General features: G+C 75.4%; 13 protein-coding genes. 9 read left to right on the top strand and 4 right to left on the bottom strand.

Going from position 1 to position 15,083, the window contains the following annotated elements; translation table 11 throughout:
- The first annotated feature begins 1 nt into the window (after nucleotide 1).
- Entirely contained in the window at nucleotides 2-943 is a 942-nt protein-coding gene (locus DRB89_RS17600; RefSeq protein ID WP_162688622.1) for a trypsin-like peptidase domain-containing protein, read from the top strand.
- On the opposite strand, the gene DRB89_RS17605 is transcribed toward DRB89_RS17600, so the two are convergent.
- Together DRB89_RS17605 and DRB89_RS17610 are read right to left on the bottom strand one after the other, a co-directional pair.
- Complete coding sequence (locus DRB89_RS17605; protein ID WP_112450628.1) at nucleotides 897-1,289, bottom strand: hypothetical protein; 393 nt, start codon at nucleotides 1,287-1,289, stop codon at nucleotides 897-899. The two genes, DRB89_RS17600 and DRB89_RS17605, sit on opposite strands and share 47 nt — an antisense overlap.
- 64 nt (nucleotides 1,290-1,353) lie before the next feature.
- Nucleotides 1,354-2,334, bottom strand: a complete 981-nt coding sequence (locus DRB89_RS17610) for an AEC family transporter (RefSeq protein ID WP_239516198.1) — start codon at nucleotides 2,332-2,334, stop codon at nucleotides 1,354-1,356.
- A 218-nt stretch (nucleotides 2,335-2,552) separates the two neighbouring features.
- Here DRB89_RS17610 and DRB89_RS17615 point away from each other — a divergent pair, with 218 nt between their 5' ends.
- From DRB89_RS17615 to DRB89_RS17640, 6 genes are all read left to right on the top strand, one after another.
- Nucleotides 2,553-3,308 carry an NADP-dependent oxidoreductase gene (locus tag DRB89_RS17615; protein WP_343234825.1) on the top strand — a complete coding sequence of 252 codons (756 nt, stop codon included), beginning with the start codon at nucleotides 2,553-2,555 and terminating at the stop codon, nucleotides 3,306-3,308.
- An 18-nt stretch (nucleotides 3,309-3,326) separates the two neighbouring features.
- The gene (locus DRB89_RS17620) at nucleotides 3,327-3,677 is read left to right on the top strand and encodes a MerR family transcriptional regulator (protein ID WP_112450630.1); all 351 of its coding nucleotides are present in this window, start codon (nucleotides 3,327-3,329) and stop codon (nucleotides 3,675-3,677) included.
- 56 nt (nucleotides 3,678-3,733) lie between these two features.
- Nucleotides 3,734-5,074 (top strand): sensor histidine kinase, encoded by a 1,341-nt coding sequence (locus tag DRB89_RS17625; RefSeq protein WP_112450631.1) that lies wholly within the window; start codon nucleotides 3,734-3,736, stop codon nucleotides 5,072-5,074.
- On the top strand, nucleotides 5,071-5,754 hold the full coding sequence (locus DRB89_RS17630; RefSeq protein WP_112450632.1) for a response regulator transcription factor: 684 nt from the start codon (nucleotides 5,071-5,073) through the stop codon (nucleotides 5,752-5,754). The genes DRB89_RS17625 and DRB89_RS17630 overlap by 4 nt, the downstream gene beginning before the upstream one ends.
- 277 nt (nucleotides 5,755-6,031) lie before the next feature.
- Nucleotides 6,032-7,075: an alpha/beta hydrolase gene (locus DRB89_RS17635; RefSeq protein ID WP_112450633.1), complete on the top strand. Its 1,044-nt coding sequence runs from the start codon at nucleotides 6,032-6,034 to the stop codon at nucleotides 7,073-7,075.
- On the top strand, nucleotides 7,072-8,298 hold the full coding sequence (locus tag DRB89_RS17640) for an acyltransferase (RefSeq protein WP_112450634.1): 1,227 nt from the start codon (nucleotides 7,072-7,074) through the stop codon (nucleotides 8,296-8,298). The genes DRB89_RS17635 and DRB89_RS17640 overlap by 4 nt, the downstream gene beginning before the upstream one ends.
- 128 nt (nucleotides 8,299-8,426) lie before the next feature.
- Here the strand turns inward: DRB89_RS17640 and DRB89_RS17645 are convergent, their stop codons facing one another.
- Nucleotides 8,427-8,849, bottom strand: coding sequence for a DUF350 domain-containing protein (locus DRB89_RS17645; protein WP_112450635.1), 423 nt, complete (start codon nucleotides 8,847-8,849; stop codon nucleotides 8,427-8,429).
- A gap of 103 nt (nucleotides 8,850-8,952) precedes the next feature.
- Here DRB89_RS17645 and DRB89_RS44590 point away from each other — a divergent pair, with 103 nt between their 5' ends.
- Complete coding sequence (locus DRB89_RS44590; RefSeq protein WP_239516199.1) at nucleotides 8,953-10,797, top strand: GNAT family N-acetyltransferase; 1,845 nt, start codon at nucleotides 8,953-8,955, stop codon at nucleotides 10,795-10,797.
- A 53-nt stretch (nucleotides 10,798-10,850) separates the two neighbouring features.
- On the opposite strand, the gene DRB89_RS17655 is transcribed toward DRB89_RS44590, so the two are convergent.
- Complete coding sequence (locus tag DRB89_RS17655; RefSeq protein ID WP_112451924.1) at nucleotides 10,851-12,911, bottom strand: AMP-binding protein; 2,061 nt, start codon at nucleotides 12,909-12,911, stop codon at nucleotides 10,851-10,853.
- 139 nt (nucleotides 12,912-13,050) lie between these two features.
- Here DRB89_RS17655 and DRB89_RS17660 point away from each other — a divergent pair, with 139 nt between their 5' ends.
- Nucleotides 13,051-15,024, top strand: a complete 1,974-nt coding sequence (locus DRB89_RS17660) for an ABC transporter ATP-binding protein (RefSeq protein WP_239516200.1) — start codon at nucleotides 13,051-13,053, stop codon at nucleotides 15,022-15,024.
- Nucleotides 15,025-15,083 lie beyond the last annotated feature (59 nt).

The raw sequence follows: 15,083 nt of genomic DNA on the forward strand, positions 1-15,083 counted from the left end.
CGTGCGACGAGTGTTGACGGTGGCGGCCATGACGGCCGGCCTGCTGCTCCCCGGCGGGCCGCTGCCCGTCGCCGAGGCCGGGAACGCCCCGGCCCCGGCCCTGGCCCCTGCCCCGGCTCCGGCCGGCCGGTGGTCGGCCCGGGAGGCGGAGTCCTTCTGGACCCCCGACCGGATGGCGTCCGCCGTCCCGGTCACCCGCGGCGGCGCCCCGGCGGCGGGCGACGGGACCGGACAGGACTTCGACGGGATCCCGGTCGTCGGGCGGATGTTCGTCATGAAGGGCGGCGGCGCGTACTTCTGCACCGCGAGCGTGGTCGCCTCCCCCGGCCGCGACCTGGTGCTCAGCGCGGCGCACTGCCTGCTGGGGACCGACGCCCGGCAGGTGGCCTTCGTACCGCAGTACACGGCCGGGAACCCGCAGCCGTACGGGATGTTCCCCATTCTGCGCGACTCCGCAGGCCGCTCCAAGGTGTGGATCGATCCGCGCTACCGGCAGCTCGGCGCGGACCGGGGCGCCACCCTCGACGTGGCCTTCGCCCAGGTCGGCCCCGATGCCGACGGGTTCCCGGTGGAGGACGTCGTGGGCGGCAACCGGCTGGTCACCGGAGCCGCGTACGCGCACAAGAAGGTGTCGCTGATCGGCTATCCGGCCGCGGCGGCCCGGCCGCGGCTGTGCGTGAACCGGACGACGAAGTTCACCAGCGCCGATCCGGGGATCCCGGGATCGTTCCTGCGGATCGACTGCACCGGCTATCCGGGCGGGACCAGCGGCGGTCCGTTCCTGACCGGCTACGACGAGCGGACCGAGACGGGCGACGTGGTCGGGGTCATCGGCGGCTGGAAGACGGGCGGGGACACCCCCGACACCTCCTACAGCTCCTACTTCGGCCCCGAGATCAGGAAGTTGTACGAGACGGCTCTCGCCGGGGCGCGGGTGGCGTGAGCACCCGCACCCAGCGGGTGCGGCGCGGGTTGCCCACCGTGCGCGGGGTCTCCGGCAGCCCCTGCGCGGTCAGCGGCTCGGCGGGGGCGAGGCCGAGCTGGCGGCGCAGGTCGGCGAGGGCGGTGTGGACCGGCCCGAGGATGACCTCGGCGCGCGGGTGGGCGTGGGCCAGGGCGTGCGCGGCCGTCTCGATGGCCTCGGCGGCGTCCTCGGCGGCGCCGCGGCTCCAGCCGCCGGGCGCGGCGTGCCCCCAGGGCGCGATCGTGTCGTAGAGGTGGCAGGCGGCATCGGCCACGGCGTCGGCCCGTTCCCCGACGCCGGGCGCCGCGATGATCGGCAGCTCCATGCCCGGTCAACGAGCGGAGCCCGCCGGGGGAACGACGGTCCCCCGGCGGATCGGCGGCCGGGGTCTACCGCGGCACGGCCTGCAGCCACAGGGGGAGCAGCAGGAGGGACACCAGGGAGCTCTTGATCACGACGGCGGCGGAGAGGTCCACGCCCACGTCGTAGCGCTGGGCGAAGATGAAGGTGTTCTGCGGCGTCGGCATCGCGGCGATCAGCACGAGGTAGGTGAGCCAGTCGCCCCGGACCCCGAACAGCCCCCCGCACACCGCCCAGGCCAGCAGCGGGAAGAGCACGCATTTGAAGCCGATGAGCGCCAGTTCCTCGCGCGTGGTGCCCCGGAGGCCGAGGCCGATGCCGCCGAGGTGGAGGCCGAGGGCGAAGAGCGCCACCGGGGAGGCGCTGTCACCGACGAAGGCGGCCCCGTCCAGGACGGCTCCGGGCACGCGCACGGAGAGCAGGTTGAGCAGGATCCCGGCGTTGCAGGCGAGCACCAGCGGGGTGACCAGCGAGGAGCCGACGGCCCGGGCGAGGCGCTGTCCGGTGCTGCCGGCGCCCGGGCCGCCGCGGCCCAGTTCCATGATGGAGATGACCACGAGCGACAGGACGCACACCTGGAAGAGCAGGACCGGGAAGATCGGCGCCGCCGTCCCGAAGAAGGTGATGAAGACGGGGACCGCGAAGTAGGCGGTGTTGACCTGGACCCCGGCCATCACCCGCAGCGCCACGGCGCGCGGCTCCCGCAGTCCGGCCAGTGCCGTGGCGGCGGCGACGGCCGCGACCGCGAGGCCGGCGGCGGCCGCGTAGCCGCCGATGGCCCGCCAGTCGAAGAGGGCGCCGAGGTCAGCGGTGTAGATGTTGCCGAACAGGTAGCACGGGACGGCGAAGAGGAAGGCGTAGTCGGCGAAGGCCTTGGAGGCCTCGGCGGGCACCGCCTTGCGACGCGCGAGCAGCACCCCGGCACCGAAGGCCAGTACGACCGGTATCAGCTTCTCGAGTGCGGCTGCCCCGCCCATGTGTGCCCGCTCCCCCGCCGCTCCCGTGATCATCTCGGCCGGGCGCAGTCTATGCCGCCCGTGTCAGGGGCCCCGCGGAGCACCGCACGCGGGCTTGACCCTGACGTGCGGGTCAGGGTTTGGCGTCGGCGCACCCACCCGGTGGCCGCCCGCTCGTGCCGCCGGCCACGCCGTGCCGAGGAGCCCGATGAGGTGACCCGCTGGTCGGGCCCGCCGTCGGCGAGGTCCTCGCCGCGCCGGCCGACAGCCCGTTGCGTCCCGGCGAGCTCGTCTCGCACATGCTCGGCTGGCGGGAGTACGCCCTGGTGGCCGCGGCCGGCTGCACCCCGCTGGGCGACGCGCTGCCCGATCCCGTCGCGCACCTCGCCCAGGGGTCGGCCCCGTACGGCGCGCTGACCCGGCTCGCCGCGATCCGCCCCGGGGACAGCGTCCTGGTCACCGGTGCGGCCGGCGCGGTGGGCACGCTGGCGGGCCAGACGGCCCGGCTGCTGGGTGCGGGCCGGGTGATCGGCACCACCGGGTCCCCGGACAAGGCCGAACGACTCGTCGCCGAACTGGGCTACGACGCGGTCGTCCTGCGGGGCGCCGCGCGGCCGTTCGCGGAGCGGCTCGCCGGGGCCGCGCCCGGGGGGATCGACGTACTGCTGGACACGGTGGGCGGCGAGCAACTGGCCGCGGCCGTCGGCGCCGCCCGGCAGGGCGCGCGCTTCGCGCTCGTCGGCGCGCTCTCCGGGCAGCTGGCCGCGGGCCGGGCCGGGGGCAGCGCGCCGGTGGAGATCGACGCCTTCCGCCTGGTCGTCAAGGGCATCTCGCTGCGCGGGTACAGCGGAGCGGACCACCCGGACGTGGAGGAGGAGTGGACCGGGCGCTTCGGCGCCTGGCTGCGCGCCGGCGACATCCGGTTCCCGCACGTGCGGATCCCGGGCATCGATTCGGCTCCGCGGGCGTTGCAGGAGTTGGTCGAAGGACGGCACTTCGGTGCCGTTGTGGTGGAGTTGCGGGGGTAGGGCGGGGAGTGGCGCGGGATGCGGATCGGTGAAGCGGCGGCGGCAGCGGGGACCACGCCCAGGGCCCTGCGGTTCTACGAACAGCGCGGGCTGCTCGTCCCGCAGGGGCGCAGCCCCGCCGGCCAGCGGGAGTACGGGGCCGCGGACGTGGCCAGGATCCGGATCATCCGCGATCTGCTGGCCCACGGGTTCACCGTGGAGGATCTGCGCGGCGTCGCCGACCGGCTGCACCTGCTCGCGGCCGATCCGCCGCCGGCCTGTGGCTCCGGCGGGGTCGTCGGGCACCGGCTCGCCGTGCTCGACGCGCAGATCGAGCGGCTCACCCGGCTGCGCGAGGCCCTCGCCCGGCGGGCCGGAGCCGCCTCCTAGGCCGTCTACTGCTGTGACCGGAACGGGTCGCCGGGGGCGCATAGGCTGGACCGATCATGAGCGAACGATCCCGATCCCGATCCCGATCCGCGGCCGCCGCCAAAGCGGCCGTCGCCGCCGCCTCCGGCGCCGCCGCCCGGGCTCCGCGCGCGTTCGCGGTGGCGCTGCGCACGCCCGCGCGGGCCGCCGAGCCGCTGTTCGCGCAGGCGCCCAGGGCCTGGCAGCGGATGCTTCCGTACGCCGTGACCGCCGCGTGCGTGATGTCACTGCTGCCGGTGACGATCGTGGTGCTGACCAACGACTACAAGGCGGGCGGCGGCTGGGCCGGCGCCCTGGCCGTGGCCCAGACCGTGCCGCTGATGCTCGCCGTGACCCGGCCGCTGCCCGCGTGGGGCATGGTCCTGTTCGCGGACACCGTCGGGGCCGTCGTGCTGACCGGGGCCGACGAGGTGTCCGGGCACTCCTGGCCGTGGACGCCGATGGTGATCATCGGCTACCTGGTGCTGATGGCCTGTCTGGGGCTGCGCGAGTCCATCCGGACCCTGGTCGGGGTGTGGCTGGTGACCGGGGTGGTGGGGGCGCTGCTGAGCGCCTTCCACCCGGACGGGGCGACCAACACCGTCGCCCTGCTGTTCGTGCTGGCCGGTGTCGTGCTCGCGCTGACGGGAGCACTGCGCGGGCTCGGCGACGCCCGGCAGAAGATCGCGGAGCAGGAGAGCATCAGCGAGGCCGAGCGGGCCCGGCGCACCCTGCTGGAGGAACGGGCCCGGATCGCCCGCGAGTTGCACGACGTGGTCGCCCACCACATGTCGGTGATCACGGTGCAGGCCGACTCCGCGCCCTACCGGCTGCCCGGCATGGCGGAGCCGGTGCGGGAGGAGTTCGCCGCGATCGCGGCGAGCGCCCGCGAGTCGCTGGGCGAGATGCGGCGGCTGCTGACGGTGCTGCGCGGGGACGAGGCGGGCGGTGGCGACCGGGCCCCGCAGCCCGGGATCGGCCGGCTCCAGCAGCTGGTGGAGGCGACCGTACGGGCGGGGCAGCCGGTGGAGTTGGCGCTGGCCGCGGGGGCGGCGGAGGCGGCGTCCCCGGCCGTGGACCTGTCCGCGTACCGGATCGTGCAGGAAGCCCTCGCCAATGTGGTGCGGCACGCGCCGGGGGCGCCGACCCGGGTGTCGGTGACCTTCGACGCCGAAGAGGTCCTCGTGCTCGTGGTCAACGGCCCGGCGCGGGACGCGGTGGTGGCGCTGGAGACCTCGGGCACCGGGCACGGTCTGGTGGGGATGCGCGAGCGCGTACGGTTGACGGGCGGGACGCTGGACACCGGTCCGCTGCCCGACGGCGGCTTCCGGGTCGCCGCCCGCCTACCCCTGGACACCCCGGCAGAGGAACAGAGTTGACCATCCGCGTGATCATCGTCGACGACCAGGCCATGGTGCGGGCGGGGTTCGCCGCGCTGCTGTCGGCGCAGGCCGACATCGACGTGGTGGGCGAGGCGCCCGACGGGCGGGCCGGCGTCCAGGTCTCGCGCACCGTCCACCCCGACGTGGTCCTGATGGACGTCCGAATGCCGGAGATGGACGGGCTGAGCGCCGCCCGTGAACTCCTCGATCCGCCACCGGGCGTGGTGCACCGGCCGAAGGTGCTGATGCTGACCACCTTCGACATCGACGACTACGTGTACGAGGCCCTGCGCGCGGGGGCCTCCGGGTTCCTGCTGAAGGACGCCCCGCCGGCGGACCTGATCGCGGCGGTCCGGGTGGTCGCCTCGGGCGACGCGCTGCTCGCGCCGTCGGTGACCCGGCGGCTCATCGCGGACTTCGTCGAACGGCGGCCGGCGGCGCGGGGGAACCCGGCGCTGCGGCTGAACGGGCTGACCCCGCGTGAGACCGAGGTACTGGAGCTCATCGCGCGCGGGCTGTCGAACCAGGAGATCGCCGGGCACCTGGTGCTCGCCGAGCAGACGGTCAAGACCCACATCGGTCGGGTGCTGGGCAAGCTGGACCTGCGGGACCGGGCCCAGGCCGTGATCTTCGCCTACGAGGCGGGCCTGGTGCGGCCGGGCGACACGAAGGCCTGACCTCGGGTCCGGGCCTCGGGTCCGGGCCTCGGGTCCGGGCCTCGGGTCCGGGCCTCGGGTCCGGGCCTCGGGTCCGGGCCTCGGGTCCGGCCTCCGTTCCGGACTCCGTTCCGGACTCGGTCCGGCCTCCGCTCCGGCCTCCGTTCCGGCCTCGGCGGCCCGGCTCTCTCCTCCACCCCCTACCGGGGTATGACATCCGACTTGGCTCCACGGTCCGACGCCCCCGCGGGTACCTCCTTCCTACCTTCCTCCTCGTCACGAGGAGAGGAGAAGGGGCATGCGCCGCTTCGCAAGGACACTGACCACGGCCGCATTCGCGGCGGCCGTCGTCGCGGGGACCGCGGGATGGGCCTCCGCCGACGCCCAGACGGCCGTCACCGGGCCGCCGCCCGGCGCCGCCGCCTGGCGGGCCGACACCGTGTCCGGGCAGCCGCTGCCGGATCCGGCACGGGCGACGCCGCGCGAGGTCGCGCGGTTCTTCGCCGCGCTGGACGGCGTGCGGGCCCAAGGCCTCGTACGGTCCCACCCGCTGGTGGTGGGCAACCTGGACGGGGCCCCGCCGCCCCTCAGGTACGAGGCCAACCGGCTGGCCGTCCTGGCCTCGGGCCAGGCCCGCTTCGCCTCGCTCGCCGCGCCCGGCCGGCAGATCCTGGCCTTCGACCCGCGCGGTCGGGGCACGGTCGCCGAGGTGTTCGGGGACCTGGAGCGGGCCGCGCACATCTCGGTGGTCGTGCCGGGTTCGGACAACGACGCCACCACCTACGACCGCGGGCGGGCCGCGTACACCGGCCCGGCGGGCATGGCCCGCTCGCTGCGGGCCGCCACCTCGGACGCGGCCGCCGTCATCGCGTGGACCGGCTACTCCACGCCCGTCGGCGTGGGACTGGACACGGCGCAGGGCCGGCTGGCCGAGGCGGGCGCGGTCCGCCTCGCACGCTTCACCGACGGGCTCGACGCGGTCGGCGCACCCGACCCGGTGCTCTTCTGCCACAGCTACGGCTCGGTGGTCTGCGGACTGGCCGCCCGGCACACGGACGCCACCGACATCGTCGCGTTCGGATCTCCCGGAATGCGGGCCGACAGCGTCGCGGGGCTGCGCACCGGAGCCCGCGTATGGGCGGCGCGCGGACCCTCCGACTGGATCTCCGACGTGCCCAACGTGGAGTTCGCCGGGCTCGGCCACGGCGCCGACCCCACCTCGCCGGCCTTCGGCGCCCGCCGGGTCCCCGCCGCCGACGTGGCCGGACACACCGGCTACCTCACCCCCGGCACCCAGTCCCTGAAGGCCTTCGCCTCGATCGCGACGGGAGACACCCGATGAGCGCGCCGGGCACGGGCATCCTCGCCGCGGCACGGGCCGCCGCCGGTCGGATCGACGCCAAGACACCGGCCCACCGCGACCGGGCCGTCGACGGACTGCGGGCGCTGGCCCTGCTGGCCGTCCCCACCGGGCACTGGCTGCTCGGCGGGTTCACCCTCGACTCCGACGGGGCCCTGCACAACGCCAGTCCGCTCACCGCCTTCGGCGCCCTGGCCCCGGCGAGCTGGCTGCTGCAGATGCTCGGGATCTTCTTCCTCGTGGGGGGCTACGCCTCGGTGCTCTCCTTCCGGCGGCGCACCGCCACCACGGGGGCGTGGCTGAAGGGCCGGATCGCCCGGCTGGGGCGACCGGTCCTCGGGGTCACGGCGGTGTGGGCGCTGGCCGCGCCCGTGCTGTACGCGGCCGGGGTGCCCGAGGCCACGCTGCGGACCGGGGCCACGCTGGTGATCCAGCCGCTGTGGTTCGTCGGGGTGTACGTGGCGGTCACCGCGTTGACCCCCTTCTGCGTACGGGCCGCCCGCCGGCTCGGCGGCTGGGCGGCGGCTCCGCTGCTCGGCTCGGTCGCGGTGGTCGACTTCCTGCGCTACGGGCCCTTCGCGGACTCGGTGCCGGGCTGGCTGGCGCTGGTGAACATCCTCCCGGGCTGGCTGTTCGCCTACCAGCTGGGCGTGTCGTGGGGCGAGGGGCGGATCGGACGGCGCGGGGCGTGGCTGCTGCTGGCGGGCGGGGGCGTGCTGTTCGCGGTGCTGCTGGCGGTCTTCCACTACCCGGCGTCGATGGTCGGCGTGCCGGGCGAGGCCCGCACCAACTCGCATCCGCCGTCGCTGCTCGTCCTGGCGCTGGCCTCGGCCCAGTCGGGGGCGGCGATCCTGCTGCGGGACCGGCTGGGGCGGCTGCTGGCCCGGCCCGCGCTGTGGGCACCGGTGGTCGTGATCAACCTGTGCGCGATGACGATCCTGTGCTGGCACCAGACGGCGATGCTGGCGGCCGCCGTGCCGGGCTCCTTCGCGGGCGGGCTGGCGGGGCTGACGACGGCTCCGGACAGCCTGGGGTGGATCGCGGCCAGGCTGGCGTGGATGCCGGTCTTCGCGGCGCTGCTGGTGGGCATCGCCCGGTACGCGCGGCGGTTCGAGGAGCCGTGGACGAAGGCGACGGCGGTGCGCCGGACGGCGGCGGGCGTGCTGTCGGCGGGGTTCGCCGTCTTCGCGCTGGGGCTGGCGTAAGGGCCGGCGTAAGGGCTGCCGCCGGAGCTGCGGGCGCCGGGCGCGGTGCACCGCCACGAAACGAGAGCGCCGCTCCCCGGGGGGAGCGGCGCTCTCGCTGTCCGTCGTCAACCGCCCGCGGACCGCCGTCAGGCGATGGAGGCGGCGACGATCGCGGCCACCGCGATGTTGCAGGAGGCCGTCACCCACACCGCGGGGTGCGGCTCCGGGTCGACCACGATGACGCCGAGCTTGCCCGGGGTCACCAGGTCCAGCACCAGGAAGGCCACGCCCATCAGGACGAGGCCGAGGACGCCGAACGCCGCCGTGGAGAGCAGGCCCTTGCCGAAGTCGTCGTAGGTCGTCCAGATCGAGGTGAAGACGATGCCGCCGATGCCGAGCAGCGCGGAGGACAGCAGGACGGAGGCGTTGCGGTTGCGCTCCTCCCAGATCTGCTTCGGCAGTTTGCCGGGGGTCAGCACGTCCACGAGGACGATGCCGAGGATGAGCAGCACCAGACCCACGCCGCCGAATGCCGTGGTGCGGCCAAGTCCGTTGATGATGTCGCTCATTGGGAAGCCGTCTCCGGGTGGGTAGGAAGTACGTCGCGTGCCTGTCGGCGCGGTGGCCGAATCTATCGCACGGCATGGCACCGGACCATGGGGAGGTCAGGAAGTGGCGAAGCTCAGGACCGCGCTGCCCGCGGAGGCCGAGGCGCTGACGGGGCTGGTCATGCGCTCGAAGGCGCACTGGGGCTACGACGCCGGGTTCCTGGCCGCGTGCGCGCCCGAGCTGCGGATCGCGCCCGGCGACGAGGCGCGCCGCCGGATCGTGGTAGCCGAGGGCGGAGCCGGAGCCGACGGCCGCGGAGCGCCGGTGCTCGGGCTGGCCTCCCTGGACGGCGAGCCCCCGCTCGGGCGGCTCGGGCTGCTCTTCGTGGAGCCGGCCGCCATCGGCCGGGGCGTGGGGCGGCTGCTCTACCGGGACGTGCTGCGGCGCGCCGCCGGGCTCGGTTTCCGCCGGCTGCTCATCGACTCCGATCCGCACGCCGCCGGGTTCTACCGGGCCGTGGGCGCGGCGGAGGGGGCCGCGGCGGACGGGGTCCCGGCCGGCGGGGGCCCGGCCGGCGGCGGTACGGGCGGGCCCGGCGGGCTGGTGCGGTTCGAGGTGGCGCCCGCGCCGCCGGCCGGCTGGGCCCACGCCTGGACGGGCGGCGCGGCCGCCGTCCACGTGGGCAACGTCGCCGAGTACAACGCGCAGTTCGCCGACGCCTCCCTGGACCCCGGGCAGCGGGCCGCGCACCACTACGCCTGCCTGGCCGCCTTCTACAGTCCGCGGCCGGCGGCCCTGGTGCTGCCGCGCGCGGTGCCGGCGGGCTGGATCGCCCTGGTCGGGCGCCAACTGGGCTGGCCCGCCGGGGTGGAGGTGTACGACGGGCTCGCGGAGCGGGGCCCGGGCCTGTCGGACGCCGTACGGTCCCGGCCGGCGCTGACCGCACGGCTCACCGGGGCCGGGGGCGAGGCCGGGGCCGGGGCGCCGCTCGTACCGTGGGGCCTGACCGCGCCCTTCGCACGGCTGGCGGGGAAGCCCTGGCGGCCGGACGAGCTGCGGTACGAGTCGAAGTCGGCGGCGCACGGACTGTTCGGCCGGATCCTCGCGGAGGGCGGGCACCCCTCGATCACGCTGCCCGCCCAGTGGCGGGCGGACACCCGGCGGGCGGCTGTCCGGCTGCTGGCGGCCCGGGCCCGGGCGGGGAAGAGCACCGTTCTCAAATCGGAGCACGGCGTCGGGGGTTCGGGCACCACCGTGGTGGGCCCCGAGCGGGTCCGCGCGGCCGGCGGCGCACGGGCGGTGCTGCGGGCGCTGCCGCGCGGACCGCTGCTGGTGGAGGAGTACGTGTCGGGCCCGGCGGACCGGGCGGAGCCGCGGGACCTCACGTACGACGGGTTCGTCGACGCGCGGGGCCGGGTGCACGAGGTCGGCGGGGCGGTGATGGACGTGGCCGACGGCGGGTACCGCGGGGCGACGGTGGGGCCGGGGGTGGTGCCCGGATGGGCGCAGGAGCCGCTGCTGGCCTTCGGGAAGGCGGTGGGCCGGGAGCTGGCGGCCGCCGGTTACCGGGGCTGGTTCGACGTCGACTTCGTCGCCGACGGCGGGGGACGGCTCGCCCCGACCGAGACCAACCTGCGCCTGACCGGACCCTCCGTCGCCTTCATGGTGGCGGCCCGCCTCGACGAGCTGCGGGGTGCGGGGCACCTCGTGCGGATCGCCGACCGGGTGGAGCTGGGGGCCCGCCTGCCGGAGGCCGCGTTCGACGATCTGTGCGAGCACCTGGCCCGCCGGTGTGCCGCGATCGGGGCGGTGTTCGTGCCGGCCATCCCGACCGGCGCCTTCGAGCCGGCGCCCTGGATGGGCGCCCTGGTGGCGGCGACCGGCAGGGAGGCGCTGGACGCGGCCGACCGGCTGGTGCGGGCCGAAGCGCTGTCCGCCGGGGCGGTGTTCGAGCGGGCGCCCCTGTGACGCGGGGATTCGGTCCGCGGAGGGTCGGTCCGCGGGGGTTCGGTCGCGGGAACTCAGTTCGCGGGGGCCTGGTCCGCGGGGGCCTGGTCCATGTCGAAGGCGCTGAGCGGAGGGCGGGACGCGTAGAGCGCCACGATCCCGGCGGCGATCATCAGCGGGATGTTGAAGGCGTAGACGAGGGCCGCCTGTTGGGGCCAGTCCTGCTTGGCGGCGAGCCGGTAGAAGTTGTCTTGCGGCCACCAGGCGGCCAGCAGGTAGACGATCGCCAGGTGGGCGGCGGCGGTGACGCGGGGACCGCGGCGCCCGTGGCGGCGCATCCGGGAGCGGCCGGCGACCAGGAAGAGCAAGCCGGCGGCGAAGGCCCAGGACTCGAAGAGGTAGAGGAGGAAGAAGAGCGCCGCGTACGGGTTCGGGACGCCGGTGAGGTCCATGGACCCCGGCCAGAGCACCGAGGCCAAGGCCATGGCGAAGGCCCCCAGCACGAGCAGCGCGACCCCGCAGAAGAACGCGAACACGGCCGTCCCGCCGGCCGTGGACTGCGGCTGGTACTTGCTGCTGACGTAGGTCGACCCGCCCAGCGCCCGGATCGCGGGCAGGGGAAGGGCGGTCCGCTGCTCGCGGCCGGCCCGGTCCCGGGGAATCCGGTGCACCCGGAACACCGTGCGGGGCATCTCGGCGTCCGGGAGCCTTCCCGCCAGGTGCCGGCGGACCGCTCCGCCGTCGGGGAGTCCGGTGCCCGGGGGCCAGGTGTCGTCCTCCGCGCCCGGGGCGAGGTAGGCGGCGAGCACCGGCAGCGCGTTCTTGCCCTGCCCGGCACCCTCCACGCGGGCCAGGAGCACACCGCCGACCCCTTCGTGCGACCGGATCGCGGATTCGAGGGGGTGCGGGTCGAGGGTGCGGCCGTCGACGGTGATCCGGTCGCGGACGCGGCCTCGGAACTCCAGCAGCCCGTCGGGGCGCAGCGCCCCGAGGTCTCCGGTCGGGACGGCGTCACCGCCCTGCGTGCCGAGGTGGATCTCCCCGTCGCGCACGGTCGCGTGGCAGCCGGGGAAGGGCGTGCCGAGCAGCACGAGTTCCTCGGATCCGTCCAGCGGGCCCGCCAGCTGCGGGAGTTCGAACCAGGTTCCGGTGCCCGCCGTCTCGGTGAGCCCGTAGACGTTGAGCAGCCGGGCGCCGGAGCGCAGCCGGGCGAGCAGGGCGGACTGTTCGTCGAGGTAGAGGCGGTCGCCGGTGACCGTGACCATGCGCAGCGAGCGCAGGCCGTCGTCCGGGCGGTGCAGGGTGCGGGCGAGGCCCGCCTCCCGGTCGCGCACCAGGAGCTGGGCGGCGGTGCCCGGGTCGGTGTGCAGGACGCTGACCCGCTCGGTGTCGACCGCGCGGCGCAAGGACTCGGCCGTCCAACGCGGGCCCTCGGGCAGGACGAGGGCGGCGCCCTCGCACAGGGCCCGCGTCCATCCGGCGGCGAAGGCGGTGAGGTCCGGGGCGGCGGTGATCAGGTGCCGGTCCTCGGGAGTGAGCCCGGCCGCCCGGGCCCAGCCGTCGTGGGCGGCGAGGAGCCGGTCGTGGCCGAGGCGGACGGCCCGCCGGTCCGCGCCCGCGGTGAACAGGACGGCGGCGGTGTCGTCCCGCGGGACGCGATCCCGCACGGTGCGGGCCGGTCGATCGGCGGGCGCTCCGCCCGGCGCGGCGTCCTGCGGACCGAGGCGGATCACCCGCAGGTCGCCGACGCCGTCCAGGCGGGCCTGGTCCGCGGCGTCGGCGAGCAGCGCGAAGGGTGCGGCGGCCGCGAGTTGGAGCCGCCCGGAGCGGGGGTTCTCGACGTCGATGACGGTGTAGGCCGCGCCGGCCTTGAGGACGGCGAGGAGGGCGACGGGGAGTTCGGCCCGCCGGCCGGCGGCCACGGCGACGACGGCCCGGTCGGGCAGTCCGGAGTTCAGCAAGTCGTGCGCCAACCGGTCGGCCAGGGCGTCGAGTTGGCCGTAGGTGAGGCTGCCGGTGCCCGCGGCGACGGCCTGGGCGCCCGGGGTGTCGCGCGCCCAGCGCTCGAAGCGGGACAGGACGGTGTCGTCGGTGCGCCGGCCGGAGTGCGTGGAGGACTCTGATCCCTGCGTCATGGACCGATGATGTCACCGGGCACCGACAGGTACGAGGGCGCGGAAAATCCCCCGTACGAGCGGGAGTTGACCGCTGCGGAGAGTGAGCCGCACCCCATCCCTTGACCTCAAGCTTGGTTGAGGTCGTAGCGTTCCGCACATGGACATGGAAGTCACCGCTTGGACCTCGCTACACAGCGCGATCAACGCCCAGCAGGACCGCCGCCCGCTCTCGCGGGCCGGCCTGCGCCGGATCGCCGCCTTCGCCCGCCCGCACCGCCGCGGGCTGACGCTCTTCCTCCTGCTCAGCGTGGTGACCGCCCTGCTCGCGGTGGCCACCCCGGTGCTCGCCAGCCGGGTGGTCACCACGATCGTCGAGGACCGCGAAGGCGGTACGGTCACCCGCCTCGCCCTCCTCATCGCGCTGATCGCGGTCGCGGAGGCGGGCCTCGGGCTGCTCGTCCGCCGACTGTCGGCCACCCTCGGGGAGGGCCTGATCCTGGACCTGCGGACAGCCGTCTTCGACCACGTCCAGCGGATGCCGGTGGCGTTCTTCACCCGGACCCGCACCGGGGCGCTGGTCAGCCGGCTCAACAATGACGTGATCGGTGCGCAGCGGGCCTTCAGCAACACCCTCTCGGGGGTGGTGGCCAATACCGTGACCCTGCTGCTGACCCTGACCGTGATGCTGGGCATCTCCTGGCAGATCACCTTGCTGGCCCTCGTGCTCCTGCCTGTGTTCGTGCTGCCCGCCCGCCGGATGGGGGCGCGGATGGCGGGCATGCAGCGCGAGGCCTCGGCGCTGAACGCCTCGATGGGCACCCAGATGACGGAACGGTTCTCCGCGCCGGGCGCCACGCTGGTGAAGCTGTTCGGGCGGCCGGCCGACGAGTCGGCGGAGTTCGCGGCGCGGGCGGCCCGGGTGCGCGACATCGGCATCCGCACGGCGATGGCCCAGTCGGCCTTCATCACCGCCCTGACCCTGGTCTCCGCCCTGGCCCTGGCGCTCGTCTACGGACTCGGCGGCCACTACGCCCTGGCCGGCTCCCTGGACGCGGGCTCCGTCGTCGCCCTCGCCCTCCTGCTGACCAGGCTGTACGCGCCGCTGACCGCGCTCGCCGGGGCGCGGGTGGAGGTGATGAGCGCCATGGTCAGCTTCGAGCGGGTCTTCGAGATCCTCGACCTGAAGCCGCTGATCTCCCAGAAGCCGGACGCCCGCCGGGTGCCGGACGGGCCGGTGGCGGTGGAGTTCGACCGGGTCTCCTTCGGCTATCCCTCGGCCGACAAGGTCTCGCTCGCCTCCCTGGAGGAGGTCGCGACCCTCGACGCGCGGGGCGGCACGCAGGTGCTGCACGAGGTGTCCTTCCGGGCCGAGCCCGGCCAGATGATCGCCCTGGTCGGCTCGTCGGGCGCCGGCAAGTCGACCATCGCGCAGCTGCTGCCGCGGCTGTACGACACGGACGAGGGTGCGGTCCGCCTCGGCGGGATCGACGTACGGGACCTCACGGCCGACTCCATCCGCGACACGCTGGGCATGGTCACGCAGGACGGCCACCTCTTCCACGAGTCGGTACGGGCCAATCTGCTGCTGGCCCGCCCGGGGGCGGGAGAGGACGAGATCTGGGAGGCCCTGCGCCGGTCCCGCCTCGACGGGCTCGTGGCCTCGCTCCCGGACGGGCTCGACACGGTCGTCGGCGAGCGCGGCTACCGGCTGTCCGGCGGGGAGCGCCAGCGGCTCACCATCGCCCGGCTGCTGCTGGCCAGGCAGCGGGTGGTGATCCTGGACGAGGCCACGGCCCATCTGGACTCCACCTCGGAGGCGGCGGTCCAGGAAGCCCTCGGCGAGGCCCTGGCGGGCCGCACGGCCGTGGTGATCGCCCACCGGCTGTCGACGGTGCAGGCGGCGGACCTGATCCTGGTGGTGGAGGAGGGGCGGATCGTGGAACGCGGCACGCACGCCGCGCTGCTGGCGATGGGCGGACGGTACGAGGAGCTGTACCGCACCCAGTTCGCGTCGGACGCCCCGGAAGACGCTCAGGCGGACGCCCAGGAGGACGCCCAGGAGGACGCGCCGTCGGACACGTCGTCGGCGCAAGCCCTGCCGGGCGGCGCGGCGGCCGCGCACGGCGGATGATGGCCGGCAGGGCCTCACTGCCCGCCCCTCACCCCTCACCCCTCGTCCTCACCCTTGGG

Source organism: Streptomyces sp. ICC4, from assembly GCF_003287915.1.
GTDB classification, from domain to species: Bacteria; Actinomycetota; Actinomycetes; order Streptomycetales; family Streptomycetaceae; genus Streptomyces; species Streptomyces tritrimontium.

Bases quoted from the DNA above. Each gene is read 5' to 3' on its own strand.
- DRB89_RS17645 (WP_112450635.1), bottom strand. From the start codon at position 8,849: ATGAGCGACATCATCAACGGACTTGGCCGCACCACGGCATTCGGCGGC.
- DRB89_RS17620 (WP_112450630.1), top strand. From the start codon at position 3,327: ATGCGGATCGGTGAAGCGGCGGCGGCAGCGGGGACCACGCCCAGGGCC.
- DRB89_RS17655 (WP_112451924.1), bottom strand. From the start codon at position 12,911: ATGACGCAGGGATCAGAGTCCTCCACGCACTCCGGCCGGCGCACCGAC.
- DRB89_RS17660 (WP_239516200.1), top strand. From the start codon at position 13,051: ATGGACATGGAAGTCACCGCTTGGACCTCGCTACACAGCGCGATCAAC.
- DRB89_RS17610 (WP_239516198.1), bottom strand. From the start codon at position 2,334: ATGATCACGGGAGCGGCGGGGGAGCGGGCACACATGGGCGGGGCAGCC.
- DRB89_RS17625 (WP_112450631.1), top strand. From the start codon at position 3,734: ATGAGCGAACGATCCCGATCCCGATCCCGATCCGCGGCCGCCGCCAAA.
- DRB89_RS17640 (WP_112450634.1), top strand. From the start codon at position 7,072: ATGAGCGCGCCGGGCACGGGCATCCTCGCCGCGGCACGGGCCGCCGCC.
- DRB89_RS17605 (WP_112450628.1), bottom strand. From the start codon at position 1,289: ATGGAGCTGCCGATCATCGCGGCGCCCGGCGTCGGGGAACGGGCCGAC.
- DRB89_RS17635 (WP_112450633.1), top strand. From the start codon at position 6,032: ATGCGCCGCTTCGCAAGGACACTGACCACGGCCGCATTCGCGGCGGCC.